This is a genomic window from Kordiimonas sp. SCSIO 12610, assembly GCF_024398015.1.
Taxonomy (GTDB): domain Bacteria; phylum Pseudomonadota; class Alphaproteobacteria; order Sphingomonadales; family Kordiimonadaceae; genus CANLMI01.
In genome coordinates this window covers 555235-573899 of the sequence record NZ_CP073747.1, presented here as the reverse complement: position 1 = coordinate 573899, position 18665 = coordinate 555235, and the positions used below count along the sequence as shown (strand labels likewise).

Annotated in this window: 21 protein-coding genes; 7 read left to right on the top strand and 14 right to left on the bottom strand. The window is 46.9% G+C overall.

Annotated features, from left to right (window positions below):
- Positions 1–275: 275 nt before the first annotated feature.
- Positions 276–983, top strand: a complete 708-nt coding sequence (locus KFF44_RS02660) for a GGDEF domain-containing protein (protein WP_255936939.1) — start codon at positions 276–278, stop codon at positions 981–983.
- Between the two features lie 38 nt (positions 984–1021).
- Here KFF44_RS02660 and KFF44_RS02655 read toward each other — a convergent pair whose 3' ends face one another.
- Positions 1022–1219 (bottom strand): YdcH family protein, encoded by a 198-nt coding sequence (locus tag KFF44_RS02655; protein ID WP_255936938.1) that lies wholly within the window; start codon positions 1217–1219, stop codon positions 1022–1024.
- Positions 1220–1312: 93 nt separating this feature from the next.
- Here KFF44_RS02655 and KFF44_RS02650 point away from each other — a divergent pair, with 93 nt between their 5' ends.
- Entirely contained in the window at positions 1313–1786 is a 474-nt protein-coding gene (locus KFF44_RS02650; protein ID WP_255936936.1) for a TIGR02444 family protein, read from the top strand.
- Positions 1787–1790: 4 nt separating this feature from the next.
- On the opposite strand, the gene KFF44_RS02645 is transcribed toward KFF44_RS02650, so the two are convergent.
- Entirely contained in the window at positions 1791–2378 is a 588-nt protein-coding gene (locus tag KFF44_RS02645; protein WP_255936935.1) for a UbiX family flavin prenyltransferase, read from the bottom strand.
- Positions 2379–2531: 153 nt separating this feature from the next.
- Between KFF44_RS02645 and KFF44_RS02640 the strand changes: the two genes are divergently transcribed.
- Positions 2532–2702, top strand: coding sequence for a YdcH family protein (locus KFF44_RS02640; protein ID WP_255936933.1), 171 nt, complete (start codon positions 2532–2534; stop codon positions 2700–2702).
- 78 nt (positions 2703–2780) lie between these two features.
- Here KFF44_RS02640 and KFF44_RS02635 read toward each other — a convergent pair whose 3' ends face one another.
- Together KFF44_RS02635 and KFF44_RS02630 are read right to left on the bottom strand one after the other, a co-directional pair.
- Entirely contained in the window at positions 2781–3422 is a 642-nt protein-coding gene (locus KFF44_RS02635; protein ID WP_255936930.1) for a DUF1013 domain-containing protein, read from the bottom strand.
- 209 nt (positions 3423–3631) lie between these two features.
- Positions 3632–4615 (bottom strand): NAD(P)H-quinone oxidoreductase, encoded by a 984-nt coding sequence (locus KFF44_RS02630; RefSeq protein WP_255936928.1) that lies wholly within the window; start codon positions 4613–4615, stop codon positions 3632–3634.
- Positions 4616–4733: 118 nt separating this feature from the next.
- Here KFF44_RS02630 and KFF44_RS02625 point away from each other — a divergent pair, with 118 nt between their 5' ends.
- On the top strand, positions 4734–4928 hold the full coding sequence (locus tag KFF44_RS02625) for a DUF1192 domain-containing protein (RefSeq protein WP_255936926.1): 195 nt from the start codon (positions 4734–4736) through the stop codon (positions 4926–4928).
- Between the two features lie 119 nt (positions 4929–5047).
- On the opposite strand, the gene KFF44_RS02620 is transcribed toward KFF44_RS02625, so the two are convergent.
- The gene (locus KFF44_RS02620; protein WP_255936923.1) at positions 5048–5527 is read right to left on the bottom strand and encodes an Hsp20 family protein; all 480 of its coding nucleotides are present in this window, start codon (positions 5525–5527) and stop codon (positions 5048–5050) included.
- Between the two features lie 195 nt (positions 5528–5722).
- Positions 5723–5950, bottom strand: a complete 228-nt coding sequence (gene rpmE, locus KFF44_RS02615) for a 50S ribosomal protein L31 (protein ID WP_255936921.1) — start codon at positions 5948–5950, stop codon at positions 5723–5725.
- 239 nt (positions 5951–6189) lie between these two features.
- Between rpmE and KFF44_RS02610 the strand changes: the two genes are divergently transcribed.
- Positions 6190–7968, top strand: a complete 1779-nt coding sequence (locus KFF44_RS02610) for an ABC transporter transmembrane domain-containing protein (protein ID WP_255936919.1) — start codon at positions 6190–6192, stop codon at positions 7966–7968.
- 57 nt (positions 7969–8025) lie between these two features.
- Here the strand turns inward: KFF44_RS02610 and KFF44_RS02605 are convergent, their stop codons facing one another.
- The 3 genes from KFF44_RS02605 to KFF44_RS02595 all read right to left on the bottom strand — a co-directional run bounded on the left by KFF44_RS02605 (position 8026) and on the right by KFF44_RS02595 (position 11845).
- Positions 8026–9120: a peptidoglycan -binding protein gene (locus KFF44_RS02605; protein ID WP_255936917.1), complete on the bottom strand. Its 1095-nt coding sequence runs from the start codon at positions 9118–9120 to the stop codon at positions 8026–8028.
- Entirely contained in the window at positions 9117–10343 is a 1227-nt protein-coding gene (locus tag KFF44_RS02600; RefSeq protein WP_255936914.1) for a hypothetical protein, read from the bottom strand. Before KFF44_RS02600 ends, KFF44_RS02605 begins: the two co-directional genes overlap by 4 nt.
- A 194-nt stretch (positions 10344–10537) precedes the next feature.
- On the bottom strand, positions 10538–11845 hold the full coding sequence (locus KFF44_RS02595; protein ID WP_255936912.1) for an amidohydrolase family protein: 1308 nt from the start codon (positions 11843–11845) through the stop codon (positions 10538–10540).
- 171 nt (positions 11846–12016) lie between these two features.
- Here KFF44_RS02595 and KFF44_RS02590 point away from each other — a divergent pair, with 171 nt between their 5' ends.
- Both KFF44_RS02590 and KFF44_RS02585 read left to right on the top strand, forming a co-directional pair.
- Positions 12017–12469, top strand: coding sequence for a MaoC family dehydratase (locus KFF44_RS02590; protein ID WP_255936910.1), 453 nt, complete (start codon positions 12017–12019; stop codon positions 12467–12469).
- A 98-nt stretch (positions 12470–12567) separates the two neighbouring features.
- A complete protein-coding gene (locus KFF44_RS02585; protein ID WP_255936909.1) occupies positions 12568–12999 on the top strand; it encodes a hypothetical protein in 432 nt (143 codons plus the stop codon).
- On the opposite strand, the gene KFF44_RS02580 is transcribed toward KFF44_RS02585, so the two are convergent.
- The 5 genes from KFF44_RS02580 to KFF44_RS02560 all read right to left on the bottom strand — a co-directional run bounded on the left by KFF44_RS02580 (position 12996) and on the right by KFF44_RS02560 (position 18660).
- Complete coding sequence (locus KFF44_RS02580) at positions 12996–13619, bottom strand: sulfite oxidase heme-binding subunit YedZ (RefSeq protein WP_255936908.1); 624 nt, start codon at positions 13617–13619, stop codon at positions 12996–12998. The two genes, KFF44_RS02585 and KFF44_RS02580, sit on opposite strands and share 4 nt — an antisense overlap.
- 4 nt (positions 13620–13623) lie before the next feature.
- Positions 13624–14580 (bottom strand): protein-methionine-sulfoxide reductase catalytic subunit MsrP, encoded by a 957-nt coding sequence (msrP, locus tag KFF44_RS02575; RefSeq protein WP_255936906.1) that lies wholly within the window; start codon positions 14578–14580, stop codon positions 13624–13626.
- 152 nt (positions 14581–14732) lie between these two features.
- Positions 14733–16070, bottom strand: a complete 1338-nt coding sequence (gene astB / locus KFF44_RS02570; protein WP_255936903.1) for an N-succinylarginine dihydrolase — start codon at positions 16068–16070, stop codon at positions 14733–14735.
- Positions 16071–16101: 31 nt separating this feature from the next.
- Positions 16102–17565 (bottom strand): succinylglutamate-semialdehyde dehydrogenase, encoded by a 1464-nt coding sequence (gene astD / locus KFF44_RS02565; protein WP_255936902.1) that lies wholly within the window; start codon positions 17563–17565, stop codon positions 16102–16104.
- A 48-nt stretch (positions 17566–17613) separates the two neighbouring features.
- Positions 17614–18660 carry an arginine N-succinyltransferase gene (locus KFF44_RS02560; protein WP_255936901.1) on the bottom strand — a complete coding sequence of 349 codons (1047 nt, stop codon included), beginning with the start codon at positions 18658–18660 and terminating at the stop codon, positions 17614–17616.
- Between the last annotated feature and the right edge of the window lie 5 nt (positions 18661–18665).

Here is an 18665-nt window from a genome sequence, read left to right as displayed (position 1 = left end):
TCACTTCACTATAGAGAGCCCATCGTTTTACAAACTGGCTCTCGATGAGTTTTGCCAACAACACGGTTATTAGCGCGAGGCGGCATTATAGAAATCAATTTCAACAATGCAAGATATGCGTTTATGCGCCCATATAATTCCCTGTTCAGGAATTAACCAAGGCAAATCAAGGGATTCACAAATACATAATTATAGGGTATCAATATAGTTGTTACCCTTTGTACAATAGTTAAGGACACTTCATGAAGGTTACTGGCAATCCAGGCGTAAATAGAGTGAGATCAACGTCACCAGTACGTAGATCATCTGCAACGAGCTCTGTTTCCAGCACGGATAGTGTTCGTGATATACAGGATACAGTTCAGATTTCAGCCATTCCCCCTGAAGAGATGACACCGCGTGTGCAACAGGCGATCATGTCTCTTATGCAGGAAGTTGAAAACCTTCGTGGTGAATTAGAGGCAACCAATCGTCGCCTCCGCGAAATGGAAGACGTGGCAGATACCGATTCCATGCTACCGATCCCTAACCGTCGGGCTTTTATCCGCGAATTAAACCGGATGATTTCATTTGCACAGCGCTACGGTACACCGTCTACGCTGATGTTTATCGACCTGAACGACATGAAGCATATCAACGACACTTATGGCCATGCTGCTGGTGACAAGGCCCTGTTCCATGTTGCACGAACGGTTAGCGATAATGTTCGTGATACCGATGTTGTCGGTCGCTTGGGCGGCGATGAGTTTGGCGTGATATTGGCGCAGGCCGATGAAGCTGTCGGTGCTCAAAAGGCAGAATCACTTGCGCGCATGATCTCAGAAACACCCCTTACAATTGAAGGGCAAAGCATCAACCTGAAACTAGCGTACGGCGTTTATACCTTCAGGTCCGGTGACGAACCACAAGACGCGATCGAGCGGGCTGACCAAGCTATGTATGAAAACAAACGTTTCATCAAAGGCGAAGGTAACGTTAGGTAGCTACCCTAATCCTACTTTTTCCTGAGAACTGGTTTTCGTTAAGCGATAATGTCTGGCACCAACATATTTTGCAGCTTCTCTAACTGATCCCTAAGCATCAGTTTTTGCCGTTTTAATCGCTGCACCTGCAATTGGTCAAAAGTACCAGCGCGCTCCAATGCCGTAATTGAATCGTCTAGATCACGGTGTTGCTGCGCAACCTCTGTTAATTTTCCCCTGATGGCTTCGTTACTCATCAAGAATGTTCCTAATACCCTGTTACTGAATTGGTTTTTATATTACCATGACTTACACAGCCATGACCAGCCGGAAAAAGCGATAACACGAAGATGCTTCAAAACCGCGAATACGATTTATCCTTCGAGGAATTTTGGGAGTTTAGTGTTAGGCTGTATGCAAAACCAAACGTTGCAACGGCCTGCCTTGATGCACAGAATAATTTTAATGCTGACGTCAATATTTTACTTTTGACCGCGTGGCTGCGGTGCAAAAACCTTTCGATTACGCAAGAAGGTTGGGGTAAATTAATAGAAACATCCACAGACTGGCAAAACAACATTCTGAAACCCATAAGAACAAGGCGGATGGAAGCCAAAGGAACCCAATTCTACGAAGCCTTAAAGGTTGAGGAGCTCAACCTGGAAAAGCAAGCTCAACGGGAACTGATTAAAAGCATTTCAGGAAATTTAATATCTGCAGAAAACCAACAGATATTTGCCCAAAATATCAACACCTATTTTGACATAATCGAGCTTAATTGCAGTGAAACGCAGGCAAGTCTGAAACAGTATTTATTGTCCTGATGCTTCAGTCTTTCCAACGTTTTAAATCAGGTAGATCAATATCAAACAAATCCAGTACTCTGCCAACGTTCTGAAAAACTATATCATCTACTGACTGAGGCTTGGTATAAAACCCCGGCACTGGCGGCGCGATGATGGCACCCATCTCGCTTAGGCTTGTCATGGTTCGAAGATGGCCAGTATGAAGCGGCGTCTCCCTTACCATTAAAACGAGCCTGCGACGTTCCTTAAGAACCACATCAGCTGCTCTGCTTACCAAACTTGATGTAATCCCTGTCGCTATTTCGCCCATCGTTTTGATCGAACACGGGGCTATTAACATACCCATTGTTCGGTAGGACCCGCTCGCGATAGCGGCACCAATATCTTTTGATGGGTAAATAACATCAGCAAGGGCTTGCACGTCTTTGATAGAATAATCGGTTTCTTCAAGCAGTGTACGTTCGCCAGCCTTAGACATCACCAGATGGGTTTCAATGTCGGTATCTTTCAAACATTCAAGCGCTTTTATGCCAAAAATAGTGCCGCTTGCGCCAGTAATAGCGATTATTAAGCGACTTTTCTTATCTTTTATTTCCTGAGTCTTTGACATAACCGTATGATCCAAAATTCGTTAACACCGTCTTTACCATGCTAAGTGCCTAAAAATAAAGCTTTAGTCTGAATACGAATCTTTTTCGTGACAAGACCACTATTTTAATGGTCAAATAAATTATCGTAGAAAATTGAAGAAGGAGTGACGGATATGAGCATCCAAACGCATGTTGATTCACTAACAGCAAAGCATGCCGAGATCGATAAGGTCATAGCGAAAGAGCAACTCCGTCCCAATCCAGATACAATCCGAATAATGGATTTAAAACGACAGAAACTCCGACTTAAGGAAGAGATGTCGAAACTGGATACGAGGCACTGATTTTCCTCCTGAGTAGACAAAGAAAGGGCGCATTCAAATTGGATGCGCCCTTTCTTTAATTTAAACTATTTGCAGATGCTATTCCTGCAAATTTCCGTCATTGTCAGGCAAAGAATTCTCATCCTCAACCACGACCGGGGCCTCGTATGTAGGCTCAGCCGCAGGAATGTCAGAAACCTCTCCCTTAGCGCGCTTCTTCGCTTCACGTTCAGCCGCCAACTGAACTGCTTCATCAAGTTCATATTGTTTACAAAGACCAAGGCCAACAGGGTCTTGCGGGCGAATATTCTGGGAGTTCCAGTGACTTTTATCACGAATAGCCATAATGGTTGGCTTCGTTGTCCCAACAAGGCGGCTGATTTGAAGATCACTTAGCTCAGGGTGGTTACGCACCAACCATGCAATCGCATCTGGTTTATCCTGACGCTTGGAAACCGGTGTATAACGCGGCCCTTTTGTGCGCGGCAATGCCTCAACGGCATCCTTTAACAACGTTAATCGCGCTTTCGGGTCTTCCTGACATTTATTGATGTCATCCCACGTTAACTGCTCATTCGCCGTGGGGTCCTGACCGACAATATTCATACCGATTGTGCCGTCTGCAATGCCTTGTATTTCAAGTTCATGCAATCCACAAAACTCTGCTATCTGCGTGAATGTAAGCGCAGTATTATCAACAAGCCACACTGCTGTCGCCATTGGCATTAAAGGCTGGTTCATACCTACATATCCCTTATTCTATTTCTATTCCACATCATCCAACAGGGAAAACCATACCGGTTCAGATAAACACAACTAAGCGCTTACCTGCCCTCGTTTCTAAATTTTCGAAAGAGGGATGAGAGGAATACTCCCGTATGGTTAATCTGTATCAGTTCAAAACAGGCTTGTCACCGCGAATATGCAGAATTTCGCTAAAAATCGCGCTTTTATTCGCATACTGTCAAAATGATTTTCCCCATATGACGACTTTCTTCCATCAAGGCATGCGCTTTCGATGCCTCTGATAGGGGAAAAGTGCTGTGAATTATTGGTTTTGCTTCACCCTTTTCCATTAGTGACCACACATGTGCCTTCAGGGCCGATGCGATATCCCCTTTAAAACCATTATCACGGGCTCGGAGCGTGCTTCCGGTGAGTGTTAATCGCTTCAACATTACAGGCAACATATTCAATTCAACTTGTGGCCCACCCAAGAAGGCGATTGACACATGACGCCCGTCAGGCGCTAACAGATCAATGTTCTTGGGAATATAATCGCCGCCAACCATATCAAGCACCACATTCACCCCATCTCCGTCTGTGAATGCTTTGACTTGCTCGACAAAATCTTGTGTCCGGTAATTGATCACACAGTCCGCGCCAAGCCCTTTGCAGAACTGAACTTTTTCATCATTGCCAACTGTTGTGATAACTGTGGCACCGAAGGCCTTGGCAAGTTGAATGGCCGTCGCACCAATACCCGACGAACCGCCATGCACCAGAAGCGTTTCACCTGACTTCAATCCTGCACGATCAAACAAATTAGACCAGACCGTAAAATAAGTTTCGGGAATTCCGGCGGCCATTTCCATCGACATCGCATTCGGTACGGGCAAAACACAGTTTACATTTGCTGTACAATATTCAGCATATCCCCCGCCCGGTATCAGCGCGCACACTCTGTCGCCAACTTTATATGCATCAACGTTTGAGCCGACCTCGGCGATTTCACCTGCGACCTCAAGCCCTGGAATATCAGACGCACCTGGTGGCGGCGGATACAGGCCCTTGCGTTGAACAACGTCGGGGCGATTAACACCGGCTGCCATAACTTTGATCAAAACTTCATCACCTCCGGGCTTCGGTTGTTCACGTTCAGCAAGCACCAAAACATCTGGTCCGCCCGGTTCTGTTATTTCTACTGCCTTCACTACCGCTCTCCTGCATTTTGCGCACTGATGAATACGCCCATATTTATCTCGGTGCGCAGTTTGTCTGGAACAACGGTCAGGGTCAATGTATGAATACGCAAAACAAAGGAGTAGTTTGATGGATGAAGATGATCTGCCTATCAAAAAGGACAGTCCAGTAGCATCGGTTGTCAAAGAAGACCTAAGTACCTGGAGCGCTTTTGAATTAGAAGCCAGAGTGAATATCTTGAAAGAAGAGATTATCCGCACAGAAGCAGAGATAAAATCAAAGGATGCAAGTCGGGCAGCCGCTGAAGCTTTCTTTAAATCATAACTATCTTAGATAATATACTTATGTATATGCAGCAGGCCCGACCCGTGATGACACAATTCACAGACCGAGCCTGCCTTCCAGCGAGGAAGGGAAGAAAAAGAGAAATATAGATTTAGAACTTAAGCCGCTTCTATTTCCAATTTAGAAGCATCTTGTTCGATTGTTTTCGCAGAGGCCTTAGCTTTGGTAATCTTGATATTTCTTGGCTTTTTATGATCAGGAATGATTCGCTTTAATTCGATTTCCAAAAGGCCATTTACAAGGCTCGCATCGCCGACATGGATCGTATCAGCAAGCTCAAATCTGCGTTCAAACGCGCGTTTTGCAATACCTTGATGAAGGAACTTTCGCTCAACCCCATCATCTTTTGCTTTGGCGGAAATATACAGTGTTCCCTCTTGGACAGTGATTGTAACTTCGTCCTCAGAAAAGCCAGCGACAGCCATGGTGATTCGGTAATCATCTTCACCCAGCTTTTCTATATTGTAGGGTGGGTATGCAGCAGGTGTATCAGCATTAAGGGCAGAGTCGACCAAGCGATTTAAATGGTCAAAACCAACAGTGCTGCGAAGTAATGGGGAAAGGTCAAAAGTTCTCATGGTGCGTCCTCCTTCAGAAGCGACAATTTGGGCCTGCATATAGCCAGGCAGTTAAATCAATTCCGGTCCCGCTCTGCGGCAACCGTACTTATGATTTGGGAAGGAAAAACAACATTTCAAGAGATAAAAATAAAAAAGCACCCCAAAGGAGTGCTTCTTACAATCGGATACTGAATCCGATATACGGGCAATGCCTTATTTCTTGAGAGAGAGGCCACCACTGAAACGCTTCTTGAAGCGAGCAACTTGGCCGCCTTCTAGAACCGCACGTGCACCACCTGTCCATGCAGGGTGTGATTTAGGGTCAATCTCAAGTGTCATTGTGTCACCTTCCGAGCCCCAAGTTGACTTAGTCTCAAAAGTTGTCCCGTCAGTCATAACCACTTTGATAGTGTGGTAATCGGGATGAATATCTTGCTTCATGGTCTTATCTCCAAAAACGAGCCGCTCGTATAGGGGAAAATATCATCGAATGCAAGCAGGATTCGTAAGTTTTTCGCATTCTGTACGTGATTACCAAATAAAACCATCAAATCACGGCTATCTGACCAACTATTCGAAAATTTAATTCATACTATTCGGTTCATTTCATTGGAAAGATCTCATTCGAACGCTATATGTATGACAGAATCGAAAACTAAAAAAATAAGAGGCCAATCCGTATGTCAGATTCAGCGACAAAAAGTGAATTTGATCCCCCAAAAGGTAAATTAAAAAACCTCAGAACACTCTGGTCTTTTATGCTGCCATACAAAACCCAGATACTGTTGGCATCTTTCTTTCTGATCATTGCAGCCGGTACCGTTCTCGCAATCCCATCTGCATTAGAAGGCATTGTTGATAGTTTCACCGAAGACACATCGAATTCGATAAATGATTATCTGGCCCTTCTCGTGGGCACCGTAATTGTAATGGCGCTCGCAACCGCATTTCGGTTTTACTTCATTACTTGGCTTGGTGAACGTGTGGTCGCGGATATCAGAAAAGCCGTTTACGAACGACTGATTACTTTATCGCCGGAATTTTTTGAAGTTAACCGCCCCGGCGAGATCGTATCAAGGCTAACAGCAGATACTACACTCGTTCAAAGCATTGTAGGGTCCAGTGTCTCCATATGGGCTCGAAATACGCTGATCGCCATTGCGGGCACGATTTGGCTCTTCATTATGTCACCAAAACTGATGGGGTTAATTTCAATTGTAATCCCGATCATCATTGCGATCATTGTGATCGTCGGTAGGCGTGTTCGCACACTATCGCGCACCAGTCAGGATAAAGTTGCCGACGTTGGGGCACAAGCCGCCGAATCGCTGTCTGCCCTCAATATTGTACAAGCCTTCACCCAGGAAAACACCGAGGCCAAAAGGTTTGGTGGCCGCGTTGACGAAGCCTTTTTCGCGGCACGCAGACGCATAAGAGTGCGTGCATTTCTAACCGCCGCCATCATTTTTCTTGTTTTCGGGGCCATTGCCCTCGTTATCTATCAAGGTTTCCAGGACGTAAGTGCTGGTGTGATGACAAGCGGCGAAATGACAGCCTTTATATTCCGCGCTGTTTTGGTCGCCGGGGCCTTTGGTGCATTGTCGGAAGTGTATAGCGAACTTCAGCGCGCGGCTGGCGCGGCTGGGCGCCTTGCAGAGCTTTTAAACGCCGAGTCCGCTATTGAAACACCCGCAAATGCAGTGGCGATGCCTGATACAGTCAAAGGGCATATTGTTTTTGACAAGGTCAATTTCGCTTACCCATCCAAACAAAGCGAACAAGCGCTCAAAAACTTCTCTCTCAATATCAAACCTGGCGAAACCGTGGCGCTCGTGGGGCCAAGCGGCGCAGGCAAATCAACCGTTCTTCAACTCCTCCTTAGGTTTTATGACCCACAGAACGGGAACATTACGATTGATGGAACTGATATTGCCGCGACAGACCCAACTAATTTCCGTGAGCACCTGGCATTCGTTCCACAGGAAACAATTGTCTTTGCTGATACCGTTGCGGGCAACATTCGCTATGGCAGACAGTCCGCGAGTGATGATGAGGTTCTAAAGGCGGCTGAAGCGGCAGCAGCGCGCGAATTTATTGAACGCACCGACGATGGCTTCGACACCTTCTTAGGCGAACGCGGCACACGGCTTTCAGGTGGTCAGCGCCAGCGAATTGCCATTGCCAGAGCCATCCTGCGCGATTCGCCAATCCTTCTTCTAGATGAAGCAACAAGCGCGCTCGACGCTGAATCTGAACTCAAGGTTCAAACTGCACTTGATCGTTTGATGGAGGGTCGCACTACACTTGTGATCGCACACCGCCTGGCAACAGTGAAAAAGGCCGACAGAATCATTGTGATGGAAGACGGTAAAATTGTTGCAGAAGGCACGCATGAAGAATTGTCAAAACAAGACGGGCTATATAAGCGCCTAGCAGATTTACAGTTCGGTGGAAACTAATCATAAAGCAATGCGAACTATAGCTACAAGATAGTTCGCGTACTTCCCTCAATAGACTTACCGCTGTGTTAAACGCATTTCAATGCGTCGGTTCCGCGAGTATGCAAAGATATTATCCGCTGGATCAATTGGTTGAAACTCACCAAATCCAGTCGCGGCCAATCGCTCGGCTGGAACACCAACAGAGATTAAAAACTCCACAACAGAAATCGCCCGCGCGGATGACAATTCCCAATTGTTTCGGAACCGTGATGTTGAAATTGGATTTTTGTCGGTATGGCCATCAATCCTCAGAACCCACTCGAGTTCAGCTGGAATTTCTGATGAAATTGTAAGCAGAGTTTCAGCAAATTTCCGAAGTTCAGCGCGCCCTTCTGGTCCAAGGTCAGCGCTGGCGCTTGAAAACAACAGTTCAGACGCAAAAACAAACCGATCACCTTCAATCCTGATTTCTGATCTGTTAGAAAGCACTTCTTTTAGTCTGCCAAAAAATTCTGATCGATATCCCGCAAGCTCCTCAACTTTACTTGCTAGCGCACGGTTAAGGCGGCGGCCAAGGTCAACAATCACAGCCTGATTACGCTTGTCACGTTCGTCACTGGCATCAAGCGCAGCCTCAAGGCGCGCCAATTGTTCACGGAGGGCGGTAATATTATTCTGAAGGCGTGTTACCTCAGCCTGCGCACGCTCTGAAATTACACGTTCATTTGCAAGCGCCTCTTCTGAAACTTTGTATTTTTCGGCGAGGTCCTTTGCGGTTGCTTCAAAACCACTGCTCGCTTCAGTTAACTCCTTCAAACGTGCATCAGAAGCCTGAAGCGCAGTCCTTAGTTCACCCAGTTCTGCGCTTAGAGCATCGCGGTCGCTATTGGCGGCTGTCAGGGACGCCGAAAGTTGCGCGACACTATCCCTCAAGGATTTATTTGCCTGTTTCTCTAGTTGCAACAGGCTACCAAGTTCCGCCACTTGGCTTCGAAGTACCGCCAGCGCCTGCTCGCGGCCCGATAGCGCCTGACCAAGAAAAAACTGCGCTAGGACAAACATCGACAATAAGAAGATAATCACCAACAACAAACTGGAAAGGGCGTCCACAAACCCTGGCCAACTATTGTCTGAACCACTGCTACCTATTCGCCTGCGGGCACCAATCATTCGTCAGAACCTCGGTTCATGTCATCGCGCTGTGCCGATAAATCTGCTTGTACTGGCCTCGCCTCTGACGACTGTGCATCAAATCCCGCAGCGATTGTACGTGCCAATAGTTTAATTTCGGCTCTTAGTTCCTCAGCGAGCATATCCGATTGGCGGCCCTGTTCCTCGATCAAGCGCTTGATACCAACATCCAGATTACGAATATGATTTTTGCTGGCTTCATCAAGAACAGGGCTCGGCGCGGATTGATCGCGCGCTGTGCCCTCTGCCAGTTTTTCAATGGCCCCAGCGAGCGCACGCGTACCCGCGTCAGATCGCTGAATATTTTCTGTGATCACGGCTTCCTGACCGCCCAGCTTATCCGACAGGCCAGCGAGCGATTCTGCGATCGATGTCATGGTTTCCTGAAGCTGATACCGTTCGCCCTCGCCTTGTTTTAACGTGCGCTGCAAGCGGTCAATCCCATCCGCTGTTTGCTCCATAAGGGCCGTCATATAGGCGCTTGGGCTTGACATACCATCAGCTTCACCGCGCGATAATTTGGTAACAGACGCGAGCCAATCCTCAACCTCGTTATAAAAACGGGTCTGTGCCTGACTGGCTTGCAGATCAAGAAAGCCAAGAATTAAACTGCCGGCCAATCCAAATAGTGAACTGGAAAACGCTGTTCCCATGCCCGCGAGAGGCGCCTCTAACCCCGACTTCAATTCATCAAACATAAGAGCGGCATCAGAGCCATCAACGGTTAGCCCATCAATAGTACTCCCGATAGCGCCGATTGTCCCGAGGAGGCCCCAAAAGGTACCAAGGAGCCCCATAAAAATCAGAAGGCCCGTAAAGTATCTGCTAATTTCACGGCTTTCCTCTAGGCGCGAAACAATACCATCAAGCACCGAACGCATGGAAAGCGCAGACAAACGCATACCGCCTTCTTCCTGCTCCGATAAAAGTGCAGCAGCAGGCGCCATTAATTTCGGGTTCGTTGACCTTGATCCAACTTCATGCCGCTTGAACGCCTTTATCCATTCAATTTCAGGATTTAGATCAAAAACACGGCGATACGCAAAACCAACACCAATTAACAAAACCACAAGGATTGCACCGTTCAGGGCAATATTGGCAATAAAGGCTTCTGCAAGCGCATCTTTCAGCACAACACCAATTGCAATCACTGCCGTTAGGAACAGGCTCATACGAATAAGAAATTTCTGTGGTTTTTGCATCAGCACGCTTCTCCTTGCTGCCTAAGCGTAACGAGTTTTCCGAATGACATCCAGTATCAAGTTTTAGCGAGTTTAAGGGCAGAATTATGACTGGAGTTAATTGACACCGCACTTGCCATATCAATTTGAACTATTTTTAGTTTAAACCTGAAAGTCGGCGTTTGGTTTCCACCGACTTTCAGATGTTTATGCCTTTACTGGTTTTTATGAACCGTGCCAGCCTTCATGACAAAATCCACATCCAGCAGTTCGCTGATATCTGAAAGCGGATTGCCGTCTACTGCAATAATATCCGCATGCTTCCCAGCTTCAATAGTACCAAGGCTATTTGACATATCCGCGAGTTCCGCAGCCACAACAGTTGCAGACTTGATAATGTCCATTTCGCTCATACCCGCCTGTTTCATCAAAACGGCCTCTTGCGCGTTAATGCCATGGGTAGAGACACCGCTATCGGTGCCGTAAGCGATTTTCACACCACCCTTGTAGGCACGACCAAAATTTTCGATCAAGTCAGCACCAACACGAATGGCCTTATCGCGAATTGCAGGTGAACTGATTGTACCAGCCTTCGCCATTTGAACAACTGTGTCACCCGCGAGAAGCGTTGGAACAAGATAAGCACCATTTTCATTGAACAAGCGGATCGATTCTTCATCGGCGTAAGTACCATGTTCAACACTATCAACACCGGCGCGCAGTGCCGCGTTAATACCACCCGCTGAGTGGGCGTGGGCAGCAACGCGGCGACCGAGACCATGGGCCGTGTCCATAATCGCCTTCATTTCTTCGTCGGTCATTTGCTGGCCGGTGCCCGTTGTCGTATCTGACAAAACACCGCCGGTTGCGGTAATTTTAATAACATCAGCACCGAATTTAACCGCTTCGCGTACAGCGCGCAGGCAATCATCTGCGCCGTCACAAATCGTGCTTGATGTATATTTTTCCAGAAGATCGTGGCGCATACCGTCGATATCGCCGTGCCCTCCAGTTGCCGCAACCATGCGCCCCGCGATTATCCGCGGACCAGCGATCCAGCCTTTTTCTACACCGTCACGTAGCGCATTCAAATGGGTATATTCATTGCCCATATCGCGTACTGTCGTGAAACCAGCCATCAGGGTTTTATGAGCAAAATAAACGCTTTGCATCCCCACATCAGCCGCCGACAACCGAAGTTTCTCGCTATCATTTTGTGGGCCAAGTTCCATTTGAATATGCACGTGCATATCCATCAAACCCGGCATAACAAAGCTATCCTTGAGGTCTACATATTTAGCATCATTTCCAAACGAAGTTGGAGATACGAAGCCATCACGGACTTCCGTAATGCGTCCGTCAACAACAACAATTGTTTGCTGTTTCTTAGCCGCCTCGCCTGGCACGGCAAGTAATTCACCAGCGTGAATAACCTTGGTATCCGCTTGAAGTACCGAGCCAAAACTAACGATTGATGTCGCAGCTAATAAAGCCCCAACCAATGATTTTTTGAGATTACCCATAACGTCCCCTGTTCTCTATTAATTAAATTCCCATAATTAAATTCCCAGCCAGTCTGCAACGAAAGTGCAAAAGCCGTCAACACAAGACAAAGCTTGTCAGCAACACAAATTCGTACATAGTATAATAATGATAGTAATTAATTTAGGTATTCCGTGCGAGGACACTTATTTATGTTCAAAATATTCTACGAAGATATCAATATTGGCGACACTGAAACGTTTGGGGCATACGCTGTTACCAAAGAAGAAATTCTTGATTTTGCAGAAAAATATGACCCTCAACCTTTTCATCTGGATGAAGAAATTGCGAAGCAATCTGTGTTTGGGAAACTGTGTGCAAGTGGTTGGCATACATGCGCGATGACAATGCGCATGATGGTCGATCAACTATCAAAGCAAGGGCTTGCCAGTATGGGGTCGCCAGGAATTGACGAGCTAAAATGGCGCAAGCCTGTATTCCCCGGGGATATATTATCGGTAAAAACCACTGTTGCCGAAAAACGCCCTTCAGAAAGCCGACCTGAAATCGGACTTTTAAAAGCGGACTATGAAGTTTCTAATCAAAGGGGGGAAATTGTAATGACCATGAAGGGCAATTATATGGTTGCCAAAAGAAGCGCATGATCCCCTCACACCGAACGCCCTTGAAAATAGCATGAAATTTCCTATGTGGAGTTAATAACAATAAGGCAAAAGCCAATTTCAATCACAGTGAGGAAACAATGGAAAAAAGTCAAAAATCAATTTTAGCCAAGGCCTTAGCCCCGCTTACAGCAGTTGTACTTCTGGTTGGAAGCTCTACAGTTGCATCCGCAGACAGTAAAAATTACACACCTGAGGAAGCCGAAAAACTTTTGATGAAAGGGTGTCTCGACGATAAAAAAAATGATCCCGAACAATGCGAGTGTGTTCTGGGGGGCCTAAAACGCGACGCTACACCTGAAGACTATAAAGTTATGATGGGATTTTTGGGTCTAACATTCAGCGGGGATTTCTCTGGTATTTGGGATTTTGTCGTTAAAAATGACATGACCCTTGGCGAGCTTGAAAAGCTTGGCGATAGACTGGAAGCCGTTACAGATAAACTCGAAAAAGAATGTGACGGAGTAGAGATGAACCTTAAGCTGGACTTCGGTAAATCGACAAAAATCTAAGGACGAAGTTTTTTCATTAGTGCTTTGCTTCGCAGCATAAACAAAAGACCTAATATTCCTGCATACACAAGGGGTTCCAACTGAAACCCCTTGCGCATCATTATGAAATGCGCAACTGCCAAGATACCAATCACATATACCGATTTATGAAGCTTCTGCCAGTTTCTAGCGCCCAGTCGCTTAATCCAACCCTGTGTACTGGTAACAGCAAGCGGCACCAAAAGTATAAGCGCAACCGCCCCAACGGTAATATATTTACGCTTTAGGATATCCTGCCAAATATCAGGCCAAACAAATGCCTTATCAAGCCACACATATCCCAAGAGATGCAAACACACATAGAAAAAAGCAAACAAGCCAATCATACGCCTGAATAAAATGGGTTTTGGCGATTTCATAACCTTTGATAGCGGACTAATAGCAAGAGATAACAAAAGAATACGAATGGCCCAATCACCAGTGATCTGATGAAAAGCTTCAACAGGGTTCCAACCCAGACCGCTCTCTAACCCCTGATAGGCATAATACCATTCACGGCCAAGCCAAAGAGCGGGCAAAGCCAGCAAAGCAAACACTGCGGGCTTGCCGTACCGGCGAAGATTTTGGATTGAAACAGCCATCAGATTAGTGATTTACGCGTAAATCCATACCGGCATACATGTCTGCAACCAGTTCACCATAGCCATTAAACTTCTGCGTTGGAACACGACCGAAACTACCGATTTTGCGTTCGCTTGCCTGGCTCCAACGTGGGTGGCTAACTTCAGGGTTTACATTTGAGAAGAACCCATATTCATGCGGTGCTGATTTTGTCCAACTGGACACAGGTTGCTCTTCAGTAAAGGTTATACGGGCGATTGATTTGATCGATTTATATCCATATTTCCATGGTGTAATCAAACGCATAGGCGCACCGTTCTGGTTCGGAATTTCCTTACCATACAGCCCAACAACCATGAGCGCGAGCGGGTTCATTGCTTCATCCATACGCAGCCCTTCAACATAAGGCCATTCAAGCACCGGCCAACGTATTCCGGGCATTTGAGCACTATCTGCAAGCGTTTCAAAACGCACATATTTCGCGCTGCCGAGCGGATTTAGCTTTTTAATGATGCTGGCAAGCGGAATACCGATCCAAGGTACAACCATCGACCAGGCCTCAACACATCGGAAACGATAAATTCGCTCCTCAAGGGCGTTCATGTCAATCAGATCTTCAAAAGCGTAATCGCGTGGGTTTTCAACAAGCCCATCAACTTTTACGTTCCACGGTGTAGTCTTAAGGCGCCAAGCATTCCGTGCTGGCTCCCCTTTGGAAGTGCCGAATTCATAGAAATTATTATAGTTGGTAACTGCGGCTTCAACGGTTGGTTTCTCGTCCGTACTGTATTCAGACGTTTTGTAAGCAAGTTCCTTTAAAGGCCGTTCGCTCTGGGCATTACTAACAGCGGATAATCCAACAGCGGCAGACCCAATCGAAAGACCGGCTGCGCCCAGAAATTTCCGCCGGTTCAGATAAACGCTCTCGCTCGTAACCGCGTTTTCTGTTTCATCCCAACTATTTCGCTTTTTGAACAGCACTATAACACTCCATCAAACCGATATTTATGCATCAGAGCATAGATAGGTACGAGGCCGGATACGATCCAATAACATTCAATCAATTTTTACGTGATGAGCCTGTTGATTGGATCGATACCATTCAGAGTGGCGTTCTAAGATAGATTTTATATTTAACGCTGGAAATCATAAACACTACCGATGTTCAAAATCTGTGTTAGTTCATCAAGCGCTGTGAAACATTCTTCCATCAAGGATACATCACCTAAATCTTCCGGCATCAGGCGATCACGGTAATGCTTGTTAACCCATGTTTTCAATTCTTCAATACGTTCATCCGTTATAATGACCTTGGCGTCAATTGCATTCAAATCATCATCAGACAAAACAACACGTTGTCGCAAGCACGCGGGCCCACCGCCATTGCGCATGCTTTGCCGAACTTCCATGTAATCTGCATTTTTAATCGGGCCGTTCGATGCCAGCATCCGATCCACAAAAGCTTTTGTGCTCGGCGTTTCCTCAACCTCCTTAGGCAGGATAAGTGTCATACCATCACGGGTGCTTGGCGAGATTAGCTGGCTATTAAAAAGGTATGAGGTGATGGCGTCCTTTAAAGGAACCTCGCTGGATGGAACTTCTATGAAAATCAATTCCACACTTCCCATGGCGGCCTGCAATTCTTTCTGCAAAGCAGCAGGGTCAACAAACGCTTCTTCATGATAGAAAAATACATTTTTGTTGGAAACCGCGACCACATCATTATGGAAAGCCCCTGCATTAATCGCGGCAGGATTTTGCCGCACGAATAAGGCCTTGCCATCCTTGACACCGTGCTGACGCGCTACCGCGCTGCTGGCTTCATAGGTTTGACGCCCCGGGAACGTTAGATCCGTATTTCCTTCAAAGGCGCGGCGTCCGTATACATAGAGCGCCATTCCTTCCTCGCCGTAGTCAGCGCAGAAACGATTGTGGTTTGCTGCACCCTCATCACCCATATGAACACCGCCATCAAGTGGCGCATGATGGGCGAAACGATCGCCTTCCGGGAATATTGCTTCTAGAATTCGGGCAGTCGTATCCGCCTCTATCGAGCGATGATACATGGCCGCGAGATTAGCAGCGGTAAAATGCGTACGTCCGTCAACAGTATCGGGGGACGGTGAGACAGTGGCTGCATTTGCAGTCCACATGGTGCTCGCCGACGATAGATTGGCAACAAGTGCAGGGTTATCACGCCAAGCGTTCGCCAGCACTTCAGCATCTGTACCTGTATACCCGAGCCCTTTAAGCGTTGAAATATGCGGGCGGTCTTGTGGGGGTAATACCCCCTGTATCATACCAAGACTGCGAAGGTGCTGCATTTTCTCCAGCCCTTGCAAAGCACCTTCCTTTGGGTTAGCGACGCCGCCCTTGTTGCTCGCGGAGGCCACATTCCCATAACTTAATCCCGCATAATTATGTGTTAAGCCAACCAGCCCATCAAAATTTACTTCTTGCCATTTTGCCATGGTTACTATCCCTGACTTTCTATTATTTTCATTATACGTTGAGACCAGTTGGAAGTGCCGCTACAGCCACCTTGCCTTCGGCCTGCTCCATCGACGCAACAGCGTAAGAACAATAATCTGCCGCATAATAGGCGCTTGGTCTGTGATTGCCTGAAAGTCCAATACCACCAAATGGAGCCGTGGACGCGGCCCCTGTGGTTTGCTGGTTCCAGTTCACAATACCTGCACGTGAACGCGGGAAGAAATATTCAAAAAGATCAGCATTATCGCTAATAAGCCCCGCAGCCAGACCAAACCGTGTGTTGTTTGCTTCCTTTATAGCGGCATCAAAATCTTTAACCCTTATCAATTGCAGCATAGGACCAAACACTTCTTCATCAGGAACATTATCAACGCCCGTTACATCAATTAAGCCCGGCGATAAGAATGCCTCGCCCAGGGGTAATTTCTGAACTTCGCGAAGGACTTTCGCCCCTTTATCCAACAAATCCTGCTGTGCGGCCAAAACCAAATCGGCAGCATGTGCACTGACAACTGGCCCCATATAGGCCTGATCTGTATCGTTCCAACTACCAACGGTAATTCCGTCCATTGTTTTCAAAAGATCATCAATGAAGGCATCACCTGCCTCACCTTCTGGTACAATAAGCCTGCGCGCACATGTGCAGCGCTGCCCCGAACTTATAAAGGCGGATTGAACAGTCATCACAGAAGCCGCGCGATTATCTTTCACGTCTGTAACAATAAGCGGGTTGTTCCCACCAAGCTCAAGCGCCTGGATTACCTCAGGCCTGTCCACAAGTTGACGCGCAATGATCTGTCCTGTCTTCGCACTACCTGTAAACAAAAGACCATTAATGGCTTTTGCAGCCACGAGCGCCACCCCGACATCACGGCCACCTTGAACCAAGTTCAGGACACCTTGCGGCAAGCCTGCTTCTTCCCAGGTTTTCACCATAACCTCTGCAACAGCCGGGGTAATTTCGCTTGGCTTGAACACGATTGTATTCCCAGCGATTAATGCTGGCACGATGTGTCCGTTCGGCAAATGGCCAGGGAAATTATATGGCCCGAAAACAGCCATAACACCATGGGGTCTATGGCTAAGCTTTGCTTTCAGGGAACCATTCACATTTTCCTTTGAGCCCGTACGCTCTTCGTAGGCTGTGACAGAAATTTCGATCTTGTTGATCATTGCGCCTGCTTCGCCGAGAGCATCCCACATAACTTTGCCAGCATCCTTGGCGATAAGTTCCGCAAGACTTTCCTTTTTTTCTGCCAGGAGCTCCGAATATTTTCGTGCGATAGCAATCCGCTCTTCAAGGGATGTAAGTGACCATGTTTCAAACGCCACCGCAGCCGCATGAACAGCCTTTTCAACCTGATCTTTGGTTGCTTCCTGGCCTTCCCATATAACCGTATCAGATGATGGATCTACCGATGTGAAATTTGCGCCTTCACCTGCAACCCATTCGCCATTGATATATAAACTCACTAGTTTTATCCCTTTGAAATCATGTTATTATTCTAGAATTATGCCAGCTTAATTCTGTGCAGGTTTTGGCCGTTCAATTGGAACGTATCGCATTTCATCACCATTACTGGCTTGCAAGGCCTCAGCAGCATCGCTTGGCACCCAAAAGCCGCTTGACGTTTCAACAACATTGGTCATAGCAACCCTGAAATCATCAATATCAGTTTTGGCGATTAAATGCTTCGGTTCATGGCTATTCCCTTCAACGATACCGCCAAGCTTGTCTTTCATGCTTCGGCGTACGCTCCATATACTCCATTTATGAGCTTCCATGGTCGGACCACCATCAAAAATATCAACTGCACCCGAAAAATGGAAACCTTCCTTCTCAAGCAAGCGCTTGGCCGGGGCGGCATTATCATGGGCCTTACCAATTACAGCGCGCGCGCTTTCTGGAAGAAGGGCCGTATAAATTGGAAACTTGGGCATAAGATCCGCGATGAACTGGCTGTTGCCAACACCGTTAATTCTATCGGCTTCATCAAAATCCATGCAAAAGAACTGGCGGCCAATCGCTTCCCAGAAAGGCGAGGACTCGTTCTCATCAACCCAACCGCGGATTTCAGCAATCATTTTATCGGCAAACCGATCAGGGTGCGAAGCGATTAGCAGGTATCTTGCCTTTGCTAACAGTTTACCTAACTGACCAATACGATAATCTGGGTGCAAAAATAGTGTTGCAATTTCACTCGCACCGACAAAGTCGTTAGATAGATTTAAAAGTTCAGTATCAACCCGCATAGCAGGCTCCTGACTAACCTGCGTTTGATGCAGCAGCCTGTAGCTATAGAATGGCTTATCGTAACCAATTCCTGTAAGGATCGCACTGGTACCGATCAGTTTATTCTTTTCCAAATCCTCCAGAACAAGTAGGTAACCTGTTTTCTTATTCTCGATATCTTGTGGCTTGGAAGCAAAAGCCTCAACCGAGTCTGCTATTTTTTTCGACAAGACAGCTTCATCAGCTGGGAAGGTCGTCATCCCTGTACCCGTCTGTGCTGCCAACCCCATCAACGCGTCCAAATCCTCCGAGCGCGCCTGCCGAACAACAAACATTATGT

Coding starts and splice junctions, on each gene's coding strand:
- KFF44_RS02655 (WP_255936938.1), bottom strand. CDS start 1,219: ATGAGTAACGAAGCCATCAGGGGAAAATTAACAGAGGTTGCGCAGCAA.
- KFF44_RS02650 (WP_255936936.1), top strand. CDS start 1,313: ATGCTTCAAAACCGCGAATACGATTTATCCTTCGAGGAATTTTGGGAG.
- KFF44_RS02645 (WP_255936935.1), bottom strand. CDS start 2,378: ATGTCAAAGACTCAGGAAATAAAAGATAAGAAAAGTCGCTTAATAATC.
- KFF44_RS02640 (WP_255936933.1), top strand. CDS start 2,532: ATGAGCATCCAAACGCATGTTGATTCACTAACAGCAAAGCATGCCGAG.
- KFF44_RS02635 (WP_255936930.1), bottom strand. CDS start 3,422: ATGAACCAGCCTTTAATGCCAATGGCGACAGCAGTGTGGCTTGTTGAT.
- KFF44_RS02625 (WP_255936926.1), top strand. CDS start 4,734: ATGGATGAAGATGATCTGCCTATCAAAAAGGACAGTCCAGTAGCATCG.
- KFF44_RS02620 (WP_255936923.1), bottom strand. CDS start 5,527: ATGAGAACTTTTGACCTTTCCCCATTACTTCGCAGCACTGTTGGTTTT.
- rpmE (WP_255936921.1), bottom strand. CDS start 5,950: ATGAAGCAAGATATTCATCCCGATTACCACACTATCAAAGTGGTTATG.
- KFF44_RS02610 (WP_255936919.1), top strand. CDS start 6,190: ATGTCAGATTCAGCGACAAAAAGTGAATTTGATCCCCCAAAAGGTAAA.
- KFF44_RS02605 (WP_255936917.1), bottom strand. CDS start 9,120: ATGATTGGTGCCCGCAGGCGAATAGGTAGCAGTGGTTCAGACAATAGT.
- KFF44_RS02600 (WP_255936914.1), bottom strand. CDS start 10,343: ATGCAAAAACCACAGAAATTTCTTATTCGTATGAGCCTGTTCCTAACG.
- KFF44_RS02595 (WP_255936912.1), bottom strand. CDS start 11,845: ATGGGTAATCTCAAAAAATCATTGGTTGGGGCTTTATTAGCTGCGACA.
- KFF44_RS02590 (WP_255936910.1), top strand. CDS start 12,017: ATGTTCAAAATATTCTACGAAGATATCAATATTGGCGACACTGAAACG.
- KFF44_RS02585 (WP_255936909.1), top strand. CDS start 12,568: ATGGAAAAAAGTCAAAAATCAATTTTAGCCAAGGCCTTAGCCCCGCTT.
- KFF44_RS02580 (WP_255936908.1), bottom strand. CDS start 13,619: ATGGCTGTTTCAATCCAAAATCTTCGCCGGTACGGCAAGCCCGCAGTG.
- astB (WP_255936903.1), bottom strand. CDS start 16,070: ATGGCAAAATGGCAAGAAGTAAATTTTGATGGGCTGGTTGGCTTAACA.
- KFF44_RS02560 (WP_255936901.1), bottom strand. CDS start 18,660: ATGTTTGTTGTTCGGCAGGCGCGCTCGGAGGATTTGGACGCGTTGATG.